The sequence below is a fragment of the Streptomyces lincolnensis genome (assembly GCF_001685355.1).
Taxonomy (GTDB): domain Bacteria; phylum Actinomycetota; class Actinomycetes; order Streptomycetales; family Streptomycetaceae; genus Streptomyces; species Streptomyces lincolnensis.
Map to the genome: position 1 here is coordinate 2,013,993 of NZ_CP016438.1, position 21,541 is coordinate 2,035,533.

21 protein-coding genes are annotated in these 21,541 nt (G+C 70.4%); 3 read left to right on the plus strand and 18 right to left on the minus strand.

Features of this window, described 5'->3' with window-relative positions; genetic code table 11:
• Together SLINC_RS08845 and pyrR are read right to left on the minus strand one after the other, a co-directional pair.
• On the minus strand, window positions 1-978 hold the full coding sequence (locus SLINC_RS08845) for an aspartate carbamoyltransferase catalytic subunit (protein ID WP_067428914.1): 978 nt from the start codon (window positions 976-978) through the stop codon (window positions 1-3).
• 85 nt (window positions 979-1,063) lie between these two features.
• Complete coding sequence (gene pyrR, locus SLINC_RS08850) at window positions 1,064-1,657, minus strand: bifunctional pyr operon transcriptional regulator/uracil phosphoribosyltransferase PyrR (RefSeq protein ID WP_067428917.1); 594 nt, start codon at window positions 1,655-1,657, stop codon at window positions 1,064-1,066.
• A 273-nt stretch (window positions 1,658-1,930) separates the two neighbouring features.
• Here pyrR and bldD point away from each other — a divergent pair, with 273 nt between their 5' ends.
• Entirely contained in the window at window positions 1,931-2,434 is a 504-nt protein-coding gene (gene bldD, locus SLINC_RS08855; protein WP_030038549.1) for a transcriptional regulator BldD, read from the plus strand.
• Between the two features lie 249 nt (window positions 2,435-2,683).
• Here the strand turns inward: bldD and nusB are convergent, their stop codons facing one another.
• The 8 genes from nusB to SLINC_RS08895 form a co-directional block, all read right to left on the minus strand.
• Window positions 2,684-3,112, minus strand: a complete 429-nt coding sequence (gene nusB / locus SLINC_RS08860) for a transcription antitermination factor NusB (RefSeq protein WP_067428920.1) — start codon at window positions 3,110-3,112, stop codon at window positions 2,684-2,686.
• A gap of 2 nt (window positions 3,113-3,114) precedes the next feature.
• Window positions 3,115-3,681, minus strand: coding sequence for an elongation factor P (gene efp, locus SLINC_RS08865; protein WP_067428926.1), 567 nt, complete (start codon window positions 3,679-3,681; stop codon window positions 3,115-3,117).
• 51 nt (window positions 3,682-3,732) lie between these two features.
• Window positions 3,733-4,839 carry an aminopeptidase P family protein gene (locus SLINC_RS08870; RefSeq protein WP_067428929.1) on the minus strand — a complete coding sequence of 369 codons (1,107 nt, stop codon included), beginning with the start codon at window positions 4,837-4,839 and terminating at the stop codon, window positions 3,733-3,735.
• Between the two features lie 94 nt (window positions 4,840-4,933).
• Complete coding sequence (locus tag SLINC_RS08875) at window positions 4,934-5,791, minus strand: Pro-rich N-terminal domain-containing protein (protein ID WP_067428932.1); 858 nt, start codon at window positions 5,789-5,791, stop codon at window positions 4,934-4,936.
• A 165-nt stretch (window positions 5,792-5,956) separates the two neighbouring features.
• Window positions 5,957-7,048 (minus strand): 3-dehydroquinate synthase, encoded by a 1,092-nt coding sequence (aroB, locus tag SLINC_RS08880; RefSeq protein WP_067428935.1) that lies wholly within the window; start codon window positions 7,046-7,048, stop codon window positions 5,957-5,959.
• Window positions 7,045-7,560 (minus strand): shikimate kinase, encoded by a 516-nt coding sequence (locus tag SLINC_RS08885; protein ID WP_067428937.1) that lies wholly within the window; start codon window positions 7,558-7,560, stop codon window positions 7,045-7,047. The genes aroB and SLINC_RS08885 overlap by 4 nt, the downstream gene beginning before the upstream one ends.
• The gene (gene aroC, locus SLINC_RS08890) at window positions 7,557-8,741 is read right to left on the minus strand and encodes a chorismate synthase (protein WP_067428939.1); all 1,185 of its coding nucleotides are present in this window, start codon (window positions 8,739-8,741) and stop codon (window positions 7,557-7,559) included. The genes SLINC_RS08885 and aroC overlap by 4 nt, the downstream gene beginning before the upstream one ends.
• A 173-nt stretch (window positions 8,742-8,914) precedes the next feature.
• The gene (locus tag SLINC_RS08895; protein ID WP_067428941.1) at window positions 8,915-9,754 is read right to left on the minus strand and encodes a shikimate dehydrogenase; all 840 of its coding nucleotides are present in this window, start codon (window positions 9,752-9,754) and stop codon (window positions 8,915-8,917) included.
• A 153-nt stretch (window positions 9,755-9,907) separates the two neighbouring features.
• Between SLINC_RS08895 and SLINC_RS08900 the strand changes: the two genes are divergently transcribed.
• The gene (locus SLINC_RS08900; protein WP_067428942.1) at window positions 9,908-10,321 is read left to right on the plus strand and encodes a hypothetical protein; all 414 of its coding nucleotides are present in this window, start codon (window positions 9,908-9,910) and stop codon (window positions 10,319-10,321) included.
• 55 nt (window positions 10,322-10,376) lie between these two features.
• On the opposite strand, the gene mltG is transcribed toward SLINC_RS08900, so the two are convergent.
• The 5 genes from mltG to SLINC_RS08925 form a co-directional block, all read right to left on the minus strand.
• Window positions 10,377-12,116: an endolytic transglycosylase MltG gene (mltG, locus tag SLINC_RS08905; protein WP_067428945.1), complete on the minus strand. Its 1,740-nt coding sequence runs from the start codon at window positions 12,114-12,116 to the stop codon at window positions 10,377-10,379.
• Window positions 12,117-12,240: 124 nt separating this feature from the next.
• Window positions 12,241-12,705 (minus strand): Holliday junction resolvase RuvX, encoded by a 465-nt coding sequence (gene ruvX / locus SLINC_RS08910; RefSeq protein WP_067428948.1) that lies wholly within the window; start codon window positions 12,703-12,705, stop codon window positions 12,241-12,243.
• Entirely contained in the window at window positions 12,705-15,377 is a 2,673-nt protein-coding gene (gene alaS, locus SLINC_RS08915) for an alanine--tRNA ligase (RefSeq protein WP_067428951.1), read from the minus strand. Before alaS ends, ruvX begins: the two co-directional genes overlap by 1 nt.
• Complete coding sequence (locus SLINC_RS08920) at window positions 15,377-15,730, minus strand: hypothetical protein (protein WP_067428956.1); 354 nt, start codon at window positions 15,728-15,730, stop codon at window positions 15,377-15,379. The genes alaS and SLINC_RS08920 overlap by 1 nt, the downstream gene beginning before the upstream one ends.
• Window positions 15,731-15,739: 9 nt before the next feature.
• Window positions 15,740-16,189, minus strand: a complete 450-nt coding sequence (locus tag SLINC_RS08925; protein ID WP_182449151.1) for a DUF948 domain-containing protein — start codon at window positions 16,187-16,189, stop codon at window positions 15,740-15,742.
• 152 nt (window positions 16,190-16,341) lie between these two features.
• On the opposite strand from SLINC_RS08925, the gene SLINC_RS08930 reads away from it, so the two are divergent.
• Entirely contained in the window at window positions 16,342-18,516 is a 2,175-nt protein-coding gene (locus SLINC_RS08930; RefSeq protein ID WP_067428963.1) for an ATP-binding protein, read from the plus strand.
• Window positions 18,517-18,547: 31 nt separating this feature from the next.
• Here the strand turns inward: SLINC_RS08930 and rpsD are convergent, their stop codons facing one another.
• From rpsD to SLINC_RS08945, 3 genes are all read right to left on the minus strand, one after another.
• Window positions 18,548-19,162 (minus strand): 30S ribosomal protein S4, encoded by a 615-nt coding sequence (rpsD, locus tag SLINC_RS08935; protein WP_067428966.1) that lies wholly within the window; start codon window positions 19,160-19,162, stop codon window positions 18,548-18,550.
• A gap of 303 nt (window positions 19,163-19,465) precedes the next feature.
• Window positions 19,466-20,821: a replication-associated recombination protein A gene (locus tag SLINC_RS08940; protein WP_067428969.1), complete on the minus strand. Its 1,356-nt coding sequence runs from the start codon at window positions 20,819-20,821 to the stop codon at window positions 19,466-19,468.
• Between the two features lie 44 nt (window positions 20,822-20,865).
• Window positions 20,866-21,528: a vitamin K epoxide reductase family protein gene (locus SLINC_RS08945; RefSeq protein ID WP_067428973.1), complete on the minus strand. Its 663-nt coding sequence runs from the start codon at window positions 21,526-21,528 to the stop codon at window positions 20,866-20,868.
• Between the last annotated feature and the right edge of the window lie 13 nt (window positions 21,529-21,541).

Sequence of the window (21,541 nt, forward strand, 5' to 3'; positions counted from 1 at the left end):
TTACTTCTCCTCGATACGGGTGTGGCTGACGGCGGGTTCGTTGCCACCCAGAAGCAGGTACAGGACCGCCATCCGGATGGAGACTCCGTTTGCGACCTGCTCGACGACGGTGCAGCGCTCGGAGTCGGCCACCTCGGCCGTGATCTCCATGCCGCGGACCATCGGACCGGGGTGCATCACGATGGCGTGCTCGGGCATCCGCGCCATGCGCTCGCCGTCGAGGCCGTAGCGCCGCGAGTACTCGCGCTCGGTCGGGAAGAACGCGGCGTTCATGCGCTCGCGCTGGACCCGCAGCATCATCACCGCGTCGGACTTGGCGAGCGTGCTGTCCAGGTCGTACGACACGTCGCACGGCCAGGTCTCGACACCGACCGGGACCAGGGTGGGCGGCGCGACCAGGGTGACCTGGGCGCCGAGGGTGTGCAGCAGGTCGACGTTGGAGCGGGCGACCCGGCTGTGCAGGATGTCGCCGACGATCGTGATGCGCCGCCCGGCCAGGTCCTGGCCGATCCCGGCGTCCCGCCCGACGAGCCGGCGGCGCATGGTGAAGGCGTCGAGCAGGGCCTGGGTGGGGTGCTGGTGGGTGCCGTCACCGGCGTTGATGACGGCCGCGTCGATCCAGCCGGAGTTGGCCAGCCGGTACGGCGCCCCGGAGGCGCCGTGCCGGATGACGACGGCGTCGACGCCCATCGCCTCCAGGGTCTGGGCGGTGTCCTTGAGGGACTCGCCCTTGGAGACGCTGGAGCCCTTGGCGGAGAAGTTGATGACGTCCGCCGACAGCCGCTTCTCGGCGGCCTCGAAGGAGATCCGGGTGCGGGTGGAGTCCTCGAAGAAGAGGTTGACGACGGTACGGCCGCGCAGGGTCGGCAGTTTCTTGATCGGCCGGTCGGCGACCCGGGCCATCTCCTCGGCGGTGTCGAGGATCAGGACGGCGTCGTCACGGGTGAGGTCGGCGGCCGAGATGAGATGACGCTGCATCTTTCAGGCTCCGTAAGGCAGTTCATATGGGGGAGATTCAGGGCAGGCCAGGGCACGCCGAGGACCGGCGTACGCCGTCTGCCTGCTACCGGTCCCGCTTCGCGCCGAGCAGCACGGTGTCGCGACCGTCCTCCTCGGCGAGCTGGACCTTGACCGTCTCCCGCAACGACGTGGGGAGGTTCTTGCCGACGTAGTCGGCGCGGATGGGCAGTTCGCGGTGGCCCCGGTCGACGAGGACCGCCAGCTGGACCGCGCGCGGGCGCCCGATGTCGTTCAGGGCGTCGAGGGCGGCGCGGATGGTGCGGCCGGAGAAGAGCACGTCGTCGACGAGGACGACCAGCCGGCCGTCGATGCCGTCACCGGGAATGTCCGTGCGGGCCAGCGCGCGCGGCGGGTGCATGCGCAGGTCGTCGCGGTACATGGTGATGTCGAGCGAGCCGACCGGGATCTGTCGTTCGGTGATCTGCTCCAGCTTGGCGGCGAGCCGCTGGGCGAGGAAGACGCCCCGGGTCGGAATGCCGAGGAGCACGACGTCGTCGGCGCCCTTGGCGCGTTCGACGATCTCGTGGGCGATGCGGGTCAGCACGCGTGCGATGTCGGGGCCCTCGAGAACGGGCCGCGCGTCGGACGGCTGTGCGTCCCGCTGGTTGTCCTGCGGATTGTCCTGCTGCGTGTCCATACGAAACGGACCTCCTTCTCCGCCTCACGGGACGGACCTTAAAGGACGTCGGATTTGCGCCATCCACGGTAGCAGGCCCGCGCGACACCGCAGATCACCCCCCTGGCGCCCCGCGGTCACCCCTTTGGCCCAACCCGTCACCGATACCACGGAAGAGTCGGTGCGGACCATTCGGCTTGACGCGGCAGAGTAACGCTGCGTAACCTCACAGTGAGTTACCAGCCGCGCGGCATGCACACAGCCGGCCGCGTCGACACAGTGCCGGGGAGCTATATGTCCAGCGAATACGCCAAACAGCTCGGGGCCAAGCTCCGGGCCATCCGCACCCAGCAGGGCCTTTCCCTCCACGGTGTCGAGGAGAAGTCCCAGGGACGCTGGAAGGCGGTTGTGGTCGGGTCGTACGAGCGCGGTGACCGCGCCGTGACCGTGCAGCGCCTTGCCGAGCTGGCGGATTTCTACGGGGTCCCCGTGCAGGAGCTGCTGCCGGGCACCACGCCGGGCGGTGCCGCCGAGCCGCCGCCGAAGCTGGTCCTCGACCTGGAGCGCCTGGCCCACGTGCCGGCCGAGAAGGCGGGCCCGCTCCAGCGCTACGCGGCCACGATCCAGTCGCAGCGCGGTGACTACAACGGCAAGGTGCTCTCGATCCGCCAGGACGACCTGCGCACCCTCGCCGTCATCTACGACCAGTCGCCCTCGGTCCTCACCGAGCAGCTGATCAGCTGGGGCGTGCTGGACGCGGACGCGCGCCGTGCGGTGGCGTCCCACGAGGAGAGCTGAGCCGCTCCCCACCTCAGCAGAAACGTACCGCCGGGGTGGCCGGAACCCATTGGGTTCCGGCCACCCCGGCGGTTTTTGGTACGTGGCGCGAGTCGCCCCGTGCGGGACGCGCGGCGGTGTCGCCGACCGACTCCCCCACAGAGGCGTCACCGGCCGCACAGGGCCCCCTGGCGCCCGTCTGCCGCACCCACCGCGGCGCCGCGTCCCGGCGGCACCCGGCGGAGGTAGGACCCGTCCGGCGGACGGGTCCTAGTCGCGACGCAGCGAGGCCTTGAGGTCCTTGAGGCGGCCGAGCAGACCGTTGACGAACGAAGGGGACTCGTCCGTGGAGAACTCCTTCGCCAGTTGCACCATCTCGTCGAGTACGACGGCGTCGGGCGTCTCGTCCACCCAGATCAGCTCGTAGGCGCCCAGGCGCAGGATGTTGCGGTCGACGACAGGCATCCGGTCCAGCGTCCAGCCGACGGAGTACTGCGCGATGAGCTCGTCGATGCGCTTCGCGTGTACCGCGTAGCCCTCGACCAGTTGCATCGTGTACTCGCTGACCGGCGGCTGCCGGGTGTCCTCCCGGGAGAGCCGGATCCAGTCCGCGAGGACCGTCAGCACGTCGGCGTCGCGCTGGTCGCCCTCGAAGAGGATCTGGAAGGCACGCTTGCGGGCCGTGTTGCGGGCAGCCACGGTTAGCTGTTCACCCGGCCGAGGTAGTCGCTCGTGCGGGTGTCGACCTTGATCTTCTCACCGGTGGTGATGAAGAGCGGGACGTTGATCTGGTGACCGGTCTCCAGGATGGCGGGCTTGGTGCCGCCGGTGGAGCGGTCGCCCTGGACGCCCGGCTCGGTCTCCTGCACGACGAGCTCGACGGCGGCCGGCAGCTCGACGAAGAGCACCTCGCCCTCGTGCTGCGCCACGGTGGCCGTGAAGCCCTCGATCAGGAAGTTGGCGGCGTCGCCGACGGCCTTGCGGTCGACCATGAGCTGGTCGTAGGTCTCCATGTCCATGAAGACGAAGTACTCGCCGTCCATGTAGGAGAACTGCATGTCGCGCTTGTCAATCGTGGCCGTTTCGACCTTGACGCCGGCGTTGAAGGTCTTGTCGACGACCTTGCCGGAGAGCACGTTCTTGAGCTTGGTGCGCACGAAGGCCGGGCCCTTGCCGGGCTTGACGTGCTGGAACTCGACGACGGACCACAGCTGGCCGCCATCGAGCTTGAGCACCAGGCCGTTCTTGAGGTCGTTCGTGGAAGCCACGGTTGCGGAATCTCCTGGACTGACGTGGACGACCCCGGCGCACGCACCTGTCTAAAGGGCGAGCAGCTCCTTGGTCGTGATGGTGAGTAGCTCGGGTCCGCCGTCCGCCTCGGGGCGGACGACGAGCGTGTCATCGATCCGGACGCCGCCCCGGCCCGGGAGGTGGACCCCGGGTTCGACGGTGACCGGCACGCAAGCGTCCAGTTTACCCATGGCCGCGGGGGCCAACTGCGGGTCCTCCTCGATTTCGAGCCCCACACCGTGCCCCGTCAGTGCCACAAGGCCCTCCCCGTACCCGGCGGAGTCCAGTACCTGACGGGCCGCGCGGTCCACGTCGCGGTAGGCGACGCCGGGTGCCAGCGCCTCGCGCCCGGCCCGCTGGGCAGCGAAGACGAGGTCGTACAGCTCGATCTGCCAGTCCGCCGGGGACGTACCGATGACGAAGGTACGGCCGATCTCGCAGCGGTAGCCGCGGTAGGTGGCGCCGAGGCAGACGGAAAGGAAGTCACCCTCCTCGACCCGGCGGTCGGTGGGCCGGTGGGCCCGCTTGCCGGAGTTCGGGCCGGTGGCCACGGAGGTGGCGAAGGCGGGGCCGTCCGCGCCGTGGTCGACGAGGCGGCGCTCCAGCTCCAGGGCGAGGTGGCGTTCCGTGCGGCCCACGAGGATGGATTCGAGCAGCTCGCCCAGGGCCTGGTCGGCGATCTCGGCGCCGATGCGGAGGCAGGAGATCTCCTCCTCGTCCTTGACCACCCTGAGCTGTTCGACGGCGCCGCCCAGGTCGGCGAGGCGCAGCCGGGGAGCGACGGAGGCGAGGGCGCGGTGCCGGGTCACGGTGAGGTGGTGTTCCTCCACGGCCAGGGCGTCGGCGCCCTGCGCGGCGGCCAGGTCGGCCGCGGCGACGGCCGGATCGCCGGCGGGCTCGGCCAGGATGTGCAGCGCCAGTGTGTCGTCGGGGCGCCACGGGGAGGCCCGGTCGTCCGGGGGGCCGGCGCAGACCAGCAGGTCCTGGCGGCGGCCGAGCAGGAGGACCGCGTCCTGCGGGGCCGCGCCCGCGAGGTAGCGGACGTTGGCGGGACGGGTCACGACCGCTGCCGCGCTGCCGGCCGCGTGACAGCGTTCCCGGAGACGGTCTCGGCGGGCTGCGTACACCTCTGACATGAGATGAGCGTAGGAGCTCCGCAGGTGAGGCGCGTGTTGAGAGAGGCCGAGTGGGGGCGGTACCGCTCGGGGCGCGGGGCTCCCGTCGCCTCGGCTACCAGTTCGGTGGGCTCGCTATCGACCGTGCCAGGACGTCGTCCAGGATCTGCGCGGTCTGGGGCACGTCCATCTGGGAGTTGTCGATGATGGGGAGACCGGAGCCGTACCAGCCGGCCATGCGGCCGTGGATGCGGGCGACCTCTTCGTCGGTGAGACGGCGGTTGCCGGAGCGTTCGGCGTTGCGCTCCAGGACGATCTCCAGGCCGGGGAGGAGGACGACCGGGAGGAGGCCCGGGCCGACGTGGCGCTTCCAGCCGCCGAGGCCGACGACCGGGCGGTCGGGGAAGACGGCGTCGTCGAGGATGCAGGAGATGCCGTTGGCCAGGAAGTTGCGCGCGGCGAAGCCGCAGGTGCGGCGGGCGAGGCGGTACTGGGCCTCGGAGTGGTCGTTCCACCCGGACTGGGGGTCGGCGAAGCCCGAGCGGACCCATTCGCGCACGTCGTCGAGGCTGATGTGGGCGGTGGGGACCCGGCGGTGGTCCGCCCAGTACTTGGCGACGCTGGTCTTGCCGGCACCCGCGGGGCCGATGAGCAGGACCGCGAGGGTGGTGGCGGCCGGATCGGGGGACGCTGTCGCGGGCGGTGCGCTGGGGACGCCGACCGGACCGCCGGGCGGCAGCGGGACGTGCCCTGTGGTGTCCGGAGCCGGGGGTGCGGGGGCGGGCGGCGGAGCGGGGGCCGCGGGTGCTCCGGTGAAGCCCGGGGCGGGAGGCGGCGGGGGCACGGGGGCCGGTCCCTGGTGTGTGCCCGGGTGATGCGGACCCGGGTGGTGTGCGGCCGGCGACCAGCCGGTGGCCGGTCCGTGCCCCGGCTGATGGGGCGGCGGCAGCGGAGAACCCACTGCGTGCTGCATCCGGTGCCACTCCGTCTCGTACAGGCGATGGGCGCTGACAACGGGAAACGTACCCCGCTCGTTACCGAACGGTACCGCCCCCGGCCGTCATTTGGTGAAACGGCCGAGGGCGGTCCGAAGTGCCCAACCCGCAGGGCGAATCGGGCGGAAGCCGCACCTCGGGATCTACTCTCCGACCTCGCCGTAGGCGGCGAGGAGGACGGCCGGGTCGGGGCCTTCCAGCACGGTCGGCTTCGCCAGTCCGTCCAGCACGATGAACCGCAGCAGATCACCGCGGGACTTCTTGTCGACCTTCATGTTCTGGAGCAGCTTGGGCCACTGGTCGTAGCGGTAGTGCAGCGGCAGACCGACCGACTCCAGGACTGTGCGGTGACGGTCCGCCGTGGCGTCGTCCAACCGGCCCGCGACACGGCCGAGTTCGGCCGCGAAGTGCATGCCCACGGCGACGGCGGCGCCGTGCCGCCACTTGTACCGCTCGTTCTTCTCGATGGCGTGGGCCAGCGTGTGACCGTAGTTGAGGATCTCCCGCAGCCCCGACTCCTTCAGGTCCGCGGAGACGACCTCGGCCTTGACCCGGATGGCCCGCTCGATGAGCTCGGAGGTGTGCGGGCCCGCAGGGGTACGCGCGGCCTCGGGGTCGGACTCGATGAGCTCCAGGATCACCGGATCCGCGATGAAGCCGGCCTTGATGATCTCCGCGAGTCCGGAGACGTAGTCGTTGACCGGCAGGGAATCCAGCGCGGCCAGGTCGCACAGCACACCGGCCGGCGGGTGGAAGGCACCGACGAGGTTCTTGCCCTCGGCGGTGTTGATGCCGGTCTTGCCGCCGACGGCCGCGTCCACCATCGCCAGGACGGTGGTGGGGATCGCGATCCAGCGCACGCCGCGCAGCCAGGTCGCGGCCACGAACCCGGCCAGGTCGGTGGTCGCGCCCCCGCCGACGCCCACGACGACGTCGGTGCGGGTGAAGCCGGACTGGCCGAGCGCCTTCCAGCAGTAGGCGGCGACCTCGGCGGTCTTGGCCTCCTCGGCGTTGGGTACCTGGATGGCGACCGTCTCGAAGCCCTGCCCGGCGAGGTCGGCCCGCAGCGCCTCACCGGTCTCGGCCAGCGCCTCGGGGTGAATGACCGCGACCCGCTTGGCCTTGGGACCGATCAACGCGCCGAGCTCGCCCAGGAGTTGACGGCCCACCAGGACCTCGTACGGCTCGCTGCCCGCGGTGCCGCCGACCTGGATCCGCGTCGCTGCCTCGCTCATGCTTCCTTCAACTCCAGTGCGTCCAGGGCGGCTTGGGTGACTTCTTCGGGCGTACGGCCGTCCGTGGCGACGACCGCCGTGGCGATCGCCTCGTACAGGGGCCGCCGTGCCTCCATCAGCTCGCGCCACTGCCGGCGCGGGTTGACCGCGAGCAGCGGACGAGCGGCGTTGAGTCCGGTGCGCTGGACCGCCTCCTCCACGTCCATCGAGAGGTAGACGACCCGCTGCCCGGCGAGGAGCGCGCGCGTGTCCTCGTCGAGGATCGAGCCGCCGCCGAGGGCGAGGACACCGTCGTGCTCGGTGAGCGCCTTGCGCACGGCGGCCTTCTCGATCGCCCGGAAGACCGGCTCACCCTCGTCGACGAAGATCTCGGCGATGGTCCGGCCCTGCTCGGAGACGATGTCGTCGTCCGTGTCCCGGTAGCCGACGCCCAGCCGCGCGGCCAGCAGCTGTCCGACGGTGGACTTGCCCACGCCCATCGGACCGACCAGCACCACCTGCGGACGGGTCATCGGATGGCCAGGTTCTCGAGGTACGACCGGACGTTCCGGCGGGTCTCGGGAACCGAGTCGCCACCGAACTTCTCCGCCACCGCGTCCGCGAGGACCAGGGCGACCATGGCCTCGGCGACGATGCCCGCGGCGGGCACCGCGGAGACGTCGGAGCGCTGGTGGTGGGCCTGGGTGGCCTCACCGGTGGTGACGTCCACGGTCTGCAGGGCGCGCGGGACGGTCGCGATCGGCTTCATCGCGGCACGTACGCGCAGCAGTTCGCCCGTGCTCAGACCGCCCTCGGTGCCGCCGGAGCGGCCGGAGACGCGGCGGATGCCCTCGGGGGTGTTGACGATCTCGTCGTGCGCCTTGGAACCGGGCACCCGCGCCAGCTCGAAACCGTCCCCGAGCTCGACGCCCTTGATGGCCTGGATACCCATGAGCGCACCGGCCAGGCGGGCGTCCAGCTTGCGGTCCCAGTGCACATGCGAGCCGAGGCCCACCGGGACGCCGTAGGCCAGGATCTCGACCACGCCGCCCAGGGTGTCACCGTCCTTGTGGGCCTGGTCGACTTCGGCCACCATCGCCTTCGACGTGTCCGCATCCAGGCAGCGCAGCGGGTCGGCGTCCAGCTTCTCGACGTCGGCCGGGGTCGGGTACACCCCCTGCGGGGCCTTCACGGAGCACAGCTCCACGACATGGCTGACGATCTCGATGCCGGCCGTCTCCTTGAGGTACGACCGGGCCACCGCGCCCAGCGCCACACGCGCCGCGGTCTCGCGGGCGGAGGCGCGCTCCAGGATCGGGCGGGCCTCGTCGAAGCCGTACTTCTGCATGCCCGCGAGGTCGGCGTGGCCGGGGCGCGGGCGGGTCAGCGGGGCATTGCGGGCCAGGCCCGCCAGGATCTCCGGGTCGACCGGGTCGGCCGCCATCACCTGATCCCACTTGGGCCACTCCGTGTTGCCCACCATCACCGCGACCGGCGAACCCAGCGTCAGACCATGCCGCACACCGCCGAGGAAGGTGACCTCGTCGCGCTCGAACTTCATCCGCGCACCGCGCCCATAACCGAGCCGGCGCCGGGCCAGATGGTCCGCCACCATCTCCGTGGTGATCGGCACGCCGGCCGGAAGGCCCTCCAGCGTCGCCACGAGTGCGGGACCGTGGGACTCCCCCGCGGTCAGCCAGCGCAACCTGCTCAACGGTGCTCCTCAGTGCTCGCGCCCTCGTACTGCCCTGCGTACGCGCGTCCTCGCGTACGGCAACGGCGCGACCAGGTGCGCGGCCCCGGCCCGCCACCTACGATCCTCCCACGTCCGGCGGTCGAGGCAGGCCGCCGGTCCAGCAGACGGACGCGGCGGTGGAAGCGCGCGGCTCAGCGAGCGGCCAGCGCCTGCTCCCCCGCCTTCCGCATGGCACCGACCGGCGCCGGAGTCCGCCCCGTCATCTGCTCCACCTGAAGCACGGCCTGGTGGACGAGCAGATCAAGTCCGCTGACCACGGCGCCGCCGTACGCCGACCAGCGGGCCGCCAGTGCGGTCGGCCAGGGGTCGTAGAGCACGTCGAACAGAGTGGCGGGCCGTTCCGGTACGAGGGAGGACAGCGCGTCGGTGGCACCGGCCGGGGTGGTGGCGACGACGAGCGGGGCGCGCAGGGCCTCGGCGGCGTCCGCCCAGTCGGCGGTGCGCACGTCCATGTCGAGCCGCTCGCCCCACTGCCGCATCTCGGCGGCGCGGGCCTCGCTGCGGACGTACACGACGACTTCGCCGGTGCAGATCCGGGCCAGCGCGGCCAGGGCGGAGGAGGCGGTGGCGCCGGCTCCGAGGACGGCCGCCGAGTCGACCTGCTCGATGCCGTGTTCCCGCAGGGCGGCGACCATGCCGGGGATGTCGGTGTTGTCGCCGACGCGGCGGCCGTCCTCCGTGAACACCACGGTGTTGACCGCCTCGACCGAGGCCGCCGTCTCGGTGATCTCGTCCAGCAGCGGGATGACGGCCCGCTTCAGTGGCATGGTCACCGACAGCCCGGCCCACTGCGGTCCGAGGTCCGCGAAGAACCCCGGCAGGGCCGCCTCGTCGACCTCGAAGCGGTCGTACGACCAGTCCGTGAGGCCCAGCTCCTCGTAGGCGGCGCGGTGCAGCACCGGCGAGAGGGAGTGGGCGATGGGCTTGCCCAGCACCGCGGCCCGAATTTCACGGACATTCCCGGACATCATCACACCATTCACTGCGCTTCTCCGACCGGCTCAAGGTACCCCACCGGGCCAGGCGTGATGCCGCCAACATCATCCCCGCCTCTTGTGACGTCCACCCACCGCGTATGTCATGACCATGCATACGAATCCGCGACGACACGAGGTGAACAACAGATGCGCAGAAGCATGGCGGCACTCGGCACCGGCCTGGCATTCGCGCTGGCCTTCAGCGCCTCCGGGCCGGCGCAGGCCTCCACGAAGCCCGACGGTCTCATCGAGTGCTACACCGACGGCGCCTACGGCTCTCTGTTCTGGGACGGCTTCAAGGTCGGAACCACCGGTGAGGTGAACATCAGCCTGGGCCTCAGCGACATCGCGTCCGACGGCCACCACCCCGAGATCCGACTGGTCACCGAGTACTACAGCGGCGACAAGCACTACTGGCCGTGGCGCGCCTACTACGACGGATCCGGCTCGGGTTACACCTGGCACACCTACGCCAAGGACTCGGACGGTATGTACGAGATCGGCGTCCAGGTCGCCAACTTCGAGGGCAACAGGCTGCTGAACAGCAAGACCTGCTGGTAGGAGACGCCGACGACCACGGGAGGGCCCAGGGCACCCGCCCCGGATCCTCCCGTGGTCAGCCGTTGTTCCTCGACGCGTTGAACTCCTGCACGAGCTTGTCGTGCTCGGCGAGCGTCTTGGTGAACTTGCTGGTCTTGCCGTCCAGGGAGATGAAGTAGTACCAGCCGTCGCTCGTCGGGTTGAGCGCACCCTTGAGCGCGTCCTCGCCGGGGTTGTCGATCGGGCCGGGCGGCAGGCCTTTGTAGAAGTACGTGTTGTAGCGGTTGTCGTACTGGCGCAGTTCGGCGATGGTCAGGTCGATCTTGCTCTGGTTCTTGATGTAGTTGTACGTGGAGTCGAACTCCAGCATGCCGTTGGTCTGCGGGTTTCCGGGCTTGAGCCGGTTGTAGACGACCTCGGCCATCTTGCGGAAGTCGTCGTGGCTGGTGCCCTCGGCCTGCGCCAGGCTGGCCACGGTGAGCAGTTGCCAGGGCCCGTCGAGACCCAGGTTCTCGGCCTTCTTCTCCAGGCCGAGCTCCTCGTACTTCGCGGTCGCCCGGGAGACCATGTCCTTCAGGACGCTCTCCGGCTTCTCGCCCTTGCTGGCCGCGTAGGCGGAGGGGTAGAGGAATCCTTCCAGCGGGTCCTTCAGGTTGGGCTGGTCGAGCGCCCAGTCGGGCAGCCCCAGGTCCTTGTACTTCTCCTTCGCGGCCTTCGCCGTCGTGCCCTTCGCCAGTTCGAGGCGCTTGTCGATCTCCGCGTAGACCGCAGAGTTGCGCTGGCCCTCACTGACGATCAGGTTGTTCTGGCTCTTCGGGTCGAGCATCAGCTCCACCGCGCTCTCGGCGGACATCTCCTTGTTCAGCAGATACGAGCCGGCCTGGATCTTGGCCGACTCGTTGTTCTGCGCGAACGCGGACACGAAGGCGTCGACGCTCTTGACGACCCCCGCCGCCTTGAGCAGCCGCCCGATCTCGGCACCACCCGCGCCCGTCGGCACCGAGACGGGCACCGTCTCGCCGGTGCCGTCGCCCGCGAAGTCCGGCGCCGAGCCGAAACGATTTTGGTAGAACTGGTAGCCGAAGTAGCCGACCCCGCCCACACCGCCGGCGAAGATCACGGTCAGCACCAGGCAGGCGCATCCGCTGCGCCGCTTCTTCGGTTTCTTGCCGCCACGACCGCGGGGGGCGTCACGGTCGTCCCGGGGGTCGTCCGTGTCGTCATCGTCGTCGGCGCCCGAGAAGAAGGCGTGTTCGCCCTGGTCGGGTCCGGGATCCCAGTCGGTCCGCGGCGGTTCCGGCTCGGCCTGCCGACGGCTGGGCGGCTCCGGGGGCGGGTAGGCGTCCGGGGTGCCGTAGTAGTCGGGCTGGTCACCGCCGTACGACGCGTTCTGCTGGCCGTACGGGTCCGACGGGTCGGTGTACTGGACATGCGTGCCCGAGCCCCAGGTGCCGTTGTCGTACTGCTGCTGGGGCTGGGCCGCGTACTGCTGGTCGTACTGTTGCTGGTCGTACTGCTGACCGTTGTGCTGCTGACCGTTGTACTGCTGCTGGTACTGCTGCTCGCCGTACTGCTGCTGGTACTGCTGGTGCGGGTCGTGCTGCTGCGCCTGACCGTAGGCGGCCTGCTGGCCGTCACCCCAGCCACCGTTGTCGTACTGCGGCTGCTGCGGCTGCTCCGGATAGTGCTGCGGCTGGCCGCCGTAGGGCGACTGCTGGCCCTCCTGGGCCTGCTGTCCGCCCCATCCGCCGTCCCCGTACAACGGGTCCTCCGGATGCCACGGTTCGGAGCCTTGGCCCCGGCCATACTCAGTCATCAAACCCCTAGAGCCGCGAGGGGGGCGGCTGCCCGCTACACGGCCTGGGCACCGTCCCGCCTCTCTTTGTGCAGCAGCTGTTCGAATGCCGCCACATCGCGCGCGGAACGTTACCGTATCGCGATCAGATGACCACTTCGACGCGTTCGCCGACTGCTTTACCTGACACTCGTTCGGATTCCAGCGCCTGTTGGAGGATGATCACGGCGGCAGCCTGGTCGATGACCGATCTGCCCTTCTTGGATTTCACACCCGAGGCGCGCAGTCCCTGACTGGCCGTCACGGTCGTCATCCGCTCGTCGAGGAGTCGCACCGGTACCGGGGCGATGCCCTTGGCGAGCTCCTGGACGAAGCCGCGGACCTTGGCCGCGGCCGGGCCCTCGCCCCCCTTGAGAGAGCGAGGGAGTCCGACGACGACCTCGATCGGCTCGTACTCCTCGACCAGCTGCCTCAGCCGGCGGTGGGCTGCCGGGACATCCCGCCCGGGCACCGTCTCGACCGGTGTGGCGAGGATCCCGTCGGGATCGCACGAGGCGACCCCGATGCGGGCGTCCCCCACGTCGATCGCGAGCCGACGACCTCTGCGCATTACTTGGCCGTCTCCGCGACCAAGCGCTCCACCGCGTCGACGGCCTCGCCGACCGCCGCCGGGTTCTGGCCGCCGCCCTGGGCGACGTCCGGCTTGCCGCCACCGCCGCCGCCGAGGGTCTTGGCGGCCGTGCGGACCAGGTCACCGGCCTTCAGGCCGCGCTCGCGGGCGGCCTCGTTGGTGGCGATGACCGTCAGCGGCTTGCCGTTGCCGACCGCGAAGAGGGCCACGACCGCGGCGCGTCCGCCCTGAATGCGGCCCCGCACGTCGAGGACCAGCCTGCGCAGGTCGTCGGCGGTCGTGCCGTCCGGGACCTGGCCGGTGACGACGGCCACGCCGTGGACGTCCTTGGCGGACTCGGCGAGACCGGCCGCGGCCTGGAGGACCTTCTCGGCCCGGAACTTCTCGATCTCCTTCTCGGCGTCCTTGAGCTTGCCGAGCATGGCGGAGACCTTCTCCGGGAGCTCCTCCGGACGGCCCTTGATCAGCTCCTGGAGCTGGGCGACGACCGTGTGCTCACGGGCGAGGAAGTTGTAGGCGTCGACACCGACGAGCGCCTCGATACGGCGGACCCCCGAGCCGATCGACGACTCGCCGAGCAGCTTGACCAGGCCCAGCTGGGCGGTGTTGTGCACGTGGGTGCCGCCGCACAGTTCCTTGGAGAAGTCGCCGATGGTGACCACGCGGACGCGGTCGCCGTACTTCTCGCCGAACTCGGCGATGGCGCCCTGCTTCTTGGCCTCGTCGATGCCCATGACGTCGGCGCGGACGTCCAGGTCGCGGGCGAGCACCTCGTTGATCTTCTGCTCGACATCGGTCATCACGGCCGTCGGGACGGCGGACGGGGAGCCGAAGTCGAAACGGAAGCGGCCGGGCTGGTTCTCGGAACCGGCCTGGGCGGCCGTCGGGCCGAGCGCGTCGCGCAGGGCCTGGTGGGTGAGGTGGGTGGCCGAGTGGGCGCGGGCGATGGCCGTGCGACGGCGGGCGTCGATCGAGGCGTGGGCCTTGGCGCCGACGGTGACCTCGCCGAACTGCACGACGCCCTTGTGGACGTACACGCCGGGGACCGGCTTCTGGCAGTCGCGGATCTCGATGACGGCGCCCGTGTCGACCTTGATCCTGCCGGTGTCGCCGATCTGGCCGCCGCCCTCGGCGTAGAAGGGGGTGCGGTCGAGGACGATCTCGACCTCGTCGCCCTCGGTGGCGGCCGGGGAGGAGGCCCCGTCGACGAGGATGCCGACGATCGTGGACTCGCTCTCGGTGTCCGCGTAGCCGACGAAGTCGGTGGCACCGGCCTGGTCGGCGATCTCACGGTAGGCACCGGCGCCGGCGTGGCCGGTCTTCTTGGCCTGGGCGTCGGCCTTGGCGCGCTCCCGCTGCTCCTTCATCAGGCGCCGGAAGCCGTCCTCGTCCACGGAGAGGCCCTGCTCGGCGGCCATCTCCAGGGTGAGGTCGATCGGGAAGCCCCAGGTGTCGTGGAGCAGGAACGCCTTGTCGCCGGAGAGGACCGTGCCGCCGGCCTGCTTGGTCTCGGTGACGGCGGTGTCGAGGATGTTCGTGCCGCCCTTGAGGGCCTTGAGGAAGGCGTTCTCCTCGGCGACGGCGACCTTCTCGATGCGCTCGCGGTCGGTGACCAGCTCCGGGTACTGCTGGCCCATCATCCGGATGACGGTGTCGATCAGATCGAGCACGACGGGCCCGGTGGCACCCAGCAGCCGCATGTTGCGGATGGCGCGGCGCATGATGCGGCGCAGGACGTAGCCGCGGCCCTCGTTGCCGGGGGTCACGCCGTCGCCGATGAGCATCACCGAGGTACGCATGTGGTCGGTGACCACGCGCAGCGAGACGTCCGAGGCGTGGGCGTCGCCGTAGGCCACGCCGGTCAGTTCGGTGGCCTTGTTGATGACGGCCATGGAGGTGTCGATCTCGTACATGTTCTGCACGCCCTGCAGAATCATGGCGAGACGCTCCAGGCCGAGGCCCGTGTCGATGTTCTTGCTGGGGAGTTCGCCGAGGATCTCGAAGTTGTCCTTGCCGATGCCCTCACCGCGCTCGTACTGCATGAAGACGAGGTTCCAGATCTCCACGTACCGCTCGTCGTTGACGGCGGGGCCGCCCTCGACGCCGAACTCGGGGCCGCGGTCGTAGTTGATCTCGGAACAGGGGCCACAGGGTCCGGGGACGCCCATGGACCAGTAGTTGTCCTTCATGCCCAGGCGCTGGATGCGCTCCTTCGGCACCCCGACGACCTCGTGCCAGATGCGCTCGGCCTCGTCGTCGTCCTTGTAGACGGTGATCCAGAGCTTGTCCGGCTCCAGGCCGTAACCACCCTTGTCCTGAGGGCTGGTGAGCAGCTCCCAGGCGTGCTTGATGGCACCTTCCTTGAAGTAGTCGCCGAAGGAGAAGTTGCCGCACATCTGGAAGAAGGTGCCGTGGCGGGTGGTCTTGCCGACCTCTTCGATGTCGGGTGTGCGCACGCACTTCTGCACGCTGGTGGCGCGCGCGAAGGGCGGCTTGACCTCACCCAGGAAGTAGGGCTTGAAGGGCACCATGCCGGCGGGGACGAGCAGCAGAGTCGGGTCGTCCGCGATGAGCGACGCCGAAGGGACGACGGTGTGACCGCGCTCCTCGAAGAAGCTCAACCAGCGGCGGCGGATTTCAGCCGACTCCATCAGCGGTCCTCATTCCGGTTGTACGAGTACGTCGGGTACGTCGAGCCCTCGACGTACTTCGGGTTGTTGCGGTTCTCGATGGCGGCCTGACGCCGGGGGGCGGGGAGTTCGGGACTCTCGTTGATCCCGAGGGCGTCGCCCAGCTCGGCCTCCCGCACGGCCATGTTGTCCCGCACGTCGAGTGCGAAGCCCACGGCACGGTCCTTGATGCGGTGACCGGTCTCGATCGCCTTGTTCCCCGCGGCCTTGGCGAGGCTCTCGGGCGTCAGCTGCTTCAGCTTGCGGTTGACCTTGGTGGTGGCCCACACACCGGCGGCGACGCCCGTGCTGAACCAGAAGGTACGGCGGAACATCGCTGGCTCTCAGTCCCTCTTCCCTCGGGTGTTCCGCTTGTCCCGCCGGGAGACCGTGCGGCCCACGATCACGGTACGCAGGGGCTCCTTGGCGGGCACGTCGTCCTTGCGGCCGGTGATCGCCCGGCGCACGCCGTAGCCGAAGGCCGCGACCTTGACCAGGGGGCCGCCGAAGGTGGAGGCGACGGTGGTGGACAGCGCCGACGCGTTCGACGTGACCTCCTGGACGTCCGACGCGATGGCGTCCACCCGGTCGATCTGGGTCTGCGCGGAGCGCACCGCCGTGGAGGCGTCGGCCAGCAGCGGGACGGCCTGATCCGTCACGTCCGCGACCAGCTTCGTGGTCGCCCTGAGCGTCTGGGCCAGCCTCGCCAGCGCGACGGCGAGGAAGGAGACCAGGATCGCCCAGAAGACGGCCACCAGGATCCCGGCAACCTCTCCACCGGACACTGTGTGCACCCGCTCCCTGAAACGTGCTGCGTATCGAAAAAGTCGTACGCCGAGCCTATCGCGCCCGCGATGGCGCTCCGCACCGGATTGCCGCCCGCGGCCGCCCGAGTCGCGCGCACCGGCTGTACGGACCGCACACGGCTCAGTACGCTCCGTGTTCCATGTGCGACGATCAGTCCGGAGGTACGCCCCTGAGCGGCGATCTCCCCTTGGAACTCACCGCGTTCGTGGGTCGCTCGGCCGAACTCGCGGCGCTGAGAGGGGCACTCGACGTCGCCCGGCTGGTGACCGTGACGGGGCCCGGCGGGGTCGGCAAGTCCCGGTTGTCGGCGCGCGCGGCGGCCGGATGCGCTCACCCGGACGGGATCTGGCGGGTGGAGCTGGCGTCGGTGCACGACCCGGAGTTCGTGGACTACGCGGTGGTGGACGCCCTGGGGCTGACCGACCACACCACCCGCGCGCCGCGCGAGACGCTGCACGCGCATCTGGCCGGACGGCGGCTCCTGCTGGTCCTCGACGGGTTCGAGCACCTGACGGCCGCGTGCGCCGGCCTGGTGGCCGAGCTGCTGAGCCGCGCGCCCGGGCTGCGGGTGCTCGCCGTGGGGCGCCGGCCGCTGGGCCTGGCGGGTGAGCGGGTGCTCCCGCTGGAGCCGCTCGGCGCGGAGGAGGCGGCCGAGCTGTTCGCGGACCGGGCGGCACTGCACGGGATCACGCTGCGGGACGTGCCGGAGGTACGGGAGCTGTGCCGTCGCCTGGACGGCATCCCGCTGGCGATCGAGCTGGCCGCGGGCCGGCTGCGGGCGCTGTCCCCCGGGCAACTGCTGGAACGCCTCGACGACCGCTTCCAACTGCTGACCGGCGGCTCGCGCGACGCGCTCCCCCGGCACCGGACACTGCGTACGGCGATCGGCTGGAGCCACGAACTGTGCACGCCCGAGGAGCGGTTGCTGTGGTCGCGCCTGTCGGTGTTCGCCGGGCGGTTCGACCTGGAGGCCGCCGAGTACGTGTGCTGCGGCGACGGTCTGCCCTCCGACGAGGTCCTCGACGTCCTGACCGAGCTGCTCGCCCAGTCCGTGATCACCCGCGAGGAGACCGCGGCGGGCGTGCGCTACCGGATGCTGGACACGGTGCGGGCGTACGGCGCCGATTGGCTGGAGGCGACGGGCGACGCGGACCGGCTGCGCCGCCGGCACCGCGACTGGTACGTGGGGCTGGCGACGTGGTGCGAGCTGGACTGGTTCTCCCCGCGTCAGCAGGAGGTGGCCGCGCGGGTGGACGCCGATCTGCCGAACCTGCGCTCGGCCCTGGAGTACAGCCTGTCGGATCCGGACGAGGCGCATCTGGGCCAGTTCCTCGCGGGCTCGCTGTGGTTCTGCTGGGTCGGCTGCGGCCGGCTGGCGGAGGGCCGGCACTGGCTGGAGCAGGCCGTCCGGCTGGAGTCGGACCACACGCGACCGCGGCTGAAGGCGCTGTGGGTGCTCGGCTATGTGGCGATCCTCCAGGGCGACAAGGTGCCCGCTCTGGCGGCGCTCCAGGAGTGCCGCGAGGAGGCGGAGCGGGTCGCGAGCGCCACGGGGGTGGCGTACGCGGAGCACCGCACCGGCTGTCTGGCCCTGGTGACCGACGACATGGCGCGCGCGGAGACGCTGCTGTCCTCGGCGCTGGAGCGCTACCGGGAGATCGGCGAGCTCAACAGCAATGTGCTGATGGGCCAGGTCGAGCTGGCGATGGCACGGGCGTTCCGGGGCGACCTGCCGGACGCGGTGCGGCTGTGCGAGGACGTCCGCGTGGTGTGCGACGACCATGGCGAGCGCTGGGCGCGCGCCTACGCGCTGTTCGTCCTGGCGTACGCCGCCTGGTGCGGTGGCGAGCCGGCCCGTGCCCGGGAGCTGCTGACGGACTGCCTGAGCAGTGCCCACTCGTTCCGCGATCTGCTCGGCTCGGTGCTGTCGATCGAGCTGCTGGCCCTGGTCACAGCCACGGAGGGGGACCCGGCGGAGGCGGCGGTGCTTCAGGGCGCGGCGGCCGCGCTGTGGCCCTCGGTGGGCCTGCCCCTGTTCGGTTCGGCGTACTACAACGCCCCGCACGAGCTGTGCGAGGCGACCGCCCGCGAGCAGCTGGGCGACGAGCGGTACGAGGAGTGCGTACGGCAGGGGACGCTGCTGGGCCGGGAGGCCGCGGTGTCCCGGGCGCTGGGCTGGTCGGCGGGTGCCGCGACGGCGGAGGCACTGCCGGCGCCGCGCGGGCCGGCGCGGCACACCACGGCGCCACTGCCTCCGGACATGCGCGAGCCCGCCGCCTCACCCACCCGGAAGGGCGGGGAGACGGCGGGCTGACACGCGGGGTGGTGCTACGTCCGCCGAGGGATCAGCGGGCGTAGTACTCGACGACGAGCTGCTCGTCGCAGATCACCGGGATCTCCTTGCGGTTCGGCTCGCGGTCCAGGCGGAAGGCCAGGGCGCGGAGGTTCACCTGGAGGTAGCGCGGGGTCTCGCCGTCGGGGGCGAAGCCACCCTCGCGGGCGATGGAGAAGAGGGTCTTCTCACGGCTGCGCTCACGGACCATCACGACGTCGTCGGGCTTGACGCGGAAGGACGGCTTGTCGACCTTCTGGCCGTTGACCTCGATGTGGCCGTGGACGACCATCTGACGGGCCTGGTAGATCGTGCGGGCGATGCCCGAACGCAGGACCAGCGCGTCGAGACGGCGCTCGAGCTCGATGACCAGGGCCTCACCGGTCTTGCCCTGGGTCTTGGCGGCACGCTCGTAGGCGCGGACGAGCTGACGCTCGGACACGTCGTACTGCGCGCGCAGACGCTGCTTCTCGAGCAGACGGACCTTGTAGTCCGAGTTCTGCTTGCGGCCGCGGCCGTGCTCGCCCGGCGGGTAGGGGCGGGCCTCGAAGTACTTGACGGCCTTCGGGGTCAGCGCGATGCCGAGGGCACGCGACTTCTTGACCTTGGGGCGGGGCTGGTTCGCCACAATCTCTCATTTCTGGGTGTTCGGCTCGTCAGGGTTGAGGGAGGTCGCAATCCGCAGCCGGGGAGACCCTCCGGGTCCGTGAGGACCTGTTGGGCAGCCGCTCCCTGGTCTGGGCACATACGTGCAGCACGCGAGTGGCCCACCGACCTCTCCCGTCGTGCGACGGGTGGTGGTGGGCTGCCCGCGACACCGTTCGACGGTGCGCGACGCTCCTGGAGTCGGTCCACGAGGGACCGGGGCTCCGGCTGACCGTCCCGTTCTGACTGCACGGGACACAGCACTTCGAGGGATTCTACAGGGTCCTCACGACCGCCTGCGACCGAGGTGCTTGCGGGTCCATTCCACGGCGTCGGCGTACCGGGCCTCGGCGCCGTGCCGGGTGGGTTCGTAGTACTCGCGGTCCTTGATGGCGTCCGGGGCGTACTGCTGGGAGGCGATGCCCTCCGGCAGGTCGTGCGGATACACGTACCCCTGGGCGTGGCCGAGCTTGGCGGCGCCCTTGTAGTGGCCGTCGCGCAGGTGCGGCGGGACGGTTCCGGCCAGTCCCTTGCGTACGTCCTCCATGGCGGCGCCGATCGCCATGGTCGCGGCGTTGGACTTCGGGGCCAGGGCGAGGGCGATGGTGGCGTGGCTCAGGGTGAGGGCGGCCTCGGGGAAGCCGATCATGGCGACGGCCTGGGCGGCGGCGACCGCTATCGGCAGGGCGTTCGGATCGGCGAGACCGATGTCCTCACTGGCGGAGATCATCAGGCGGCGGGCGATGAAGCGGGGGTCCTCGCCGGCCTCGATCATGCGGGCCAGGTAGTGCAGGGCGGCGTCCACGTCGGAGCCGCGGATGGACTTGATGAGGGCGCTGGCGACGTCGTAGTGCTGGTCGCCGTCGCGGTCGTACTTCACGGCCGCGCGGTCGACGGTCTCCTCCAGCGTGGTGAGGGAGACCTCCGCCTCGCCCTTGTCGAGCGCGGCCCCGGCGGCCGCTTCCAGGGCGGTCAGGGCGCGGCGGGCGTCGCCGCCGGCGATCCGCAGGAGGTGGTCCTCGGTGTCCTCGGGGAGGGCGACGGCCTCCTTCAGGCCCCGCTCGTCGCTCAGCGCCCGCTTCAGGAGTCCTCTGAGGTCGTCGTCCGTGAGGGGTTCGAGGGTCAGCAGCAACGAACGGGAGAGCAGGGGCGAGATCACCGAGAAGTACGGGTTCTCGGTGGTCGCCGCGATCAGCGTCACCCAGCGGTTCTCGACGGCCGGCAGCAGGGAGTCCTGCTGGGCCTTGCTGAAGCGGTGGATCTCGTCGAGGAAGAGGACGGTCTCCTTGCCGAAGCCGCCAGTGGCGCGGCGGGCCCCCTCGATGACGGCGCGGACCTCCTTGACGCCGGCGGTGATCGCCGACAGCTCCACGAACCGCTTGTTGGTGGCCTTGGAGACGACGTACGCCAGGGTCGTCTTGCCGGTGCCGGGCGGGCCCCACAGGATCACCGAGGAGGGTCCCGCCGGGCCTCCGGCGCTCTCGCCGACCAGACGGCGCAGGGGTGAGCCCGGCTTCAACAGGTGCTGCTGGCCCACCACCTCGTCGAGGGTGCGCGGACGCATCCGGACCGCCAGGGGGCTGGCGGACGGGTCCTTCTCCTGGCGGTCTTCCGCGGCGGCGGTGAACAGGTCGGGCTCCACGTCAAGAACCCTAAATCACCGGACTGACAATCCGTTCCGGACGGTCAGCTGGTCCAGAAGTCCCACCAGCGGGTCATGATCAGGATGCCGATGACGCCGATGTGCAGCACCGGGAGCACCCAGGTGAACTCGCTGAAGAAGCCCTTGAGCCAGCGGGGCGCGGGCAGGAAGTCGTTGCGGACGTTGAACGACGTGACGTACCAGAACATGAGGATCGTGGCGACCCAGGCCAGGGAGCACCACAGGCACAGGGCGCCGATGCGGTACAGCGACTGGAACTGGAGCCAGGTGCAGAAGCCCACGCCGAAGAGCGTGCCGAAGTTGAAGGTCAGCCAGTACCAGCGCGGGAAGCGGGCCCGGGCCAGCAGACTCATGCCGACGCAGATGACGATGCCGTAGCAGACGAGGCCGAGCATCGGGTTCGGGAAGCCGAAGGCCTCGGCCTGCTTGCTCTCCATGACGCTGCCGCAGGAGACGACCGGGTTCAGGCTGCACCCGGGGACGAAGGTCGTGCCCTCGACCTTGGCCTCCAGCAGCTTGAACTTGTCGATCGTGATGACCCACGCGGCGAGCAGACCGGCCGCACCGGTGATCACCAGCAGCAGGGCGAAGGCCTTGCTGCCGCCCACCGTGCGCGGCGCGGAGTCGGCACCGGCCGACGACGGCTCGGGCTCGGTGGAGACGTCTTTCACTGTGGTCCTACTCATCACGCCGATTCCG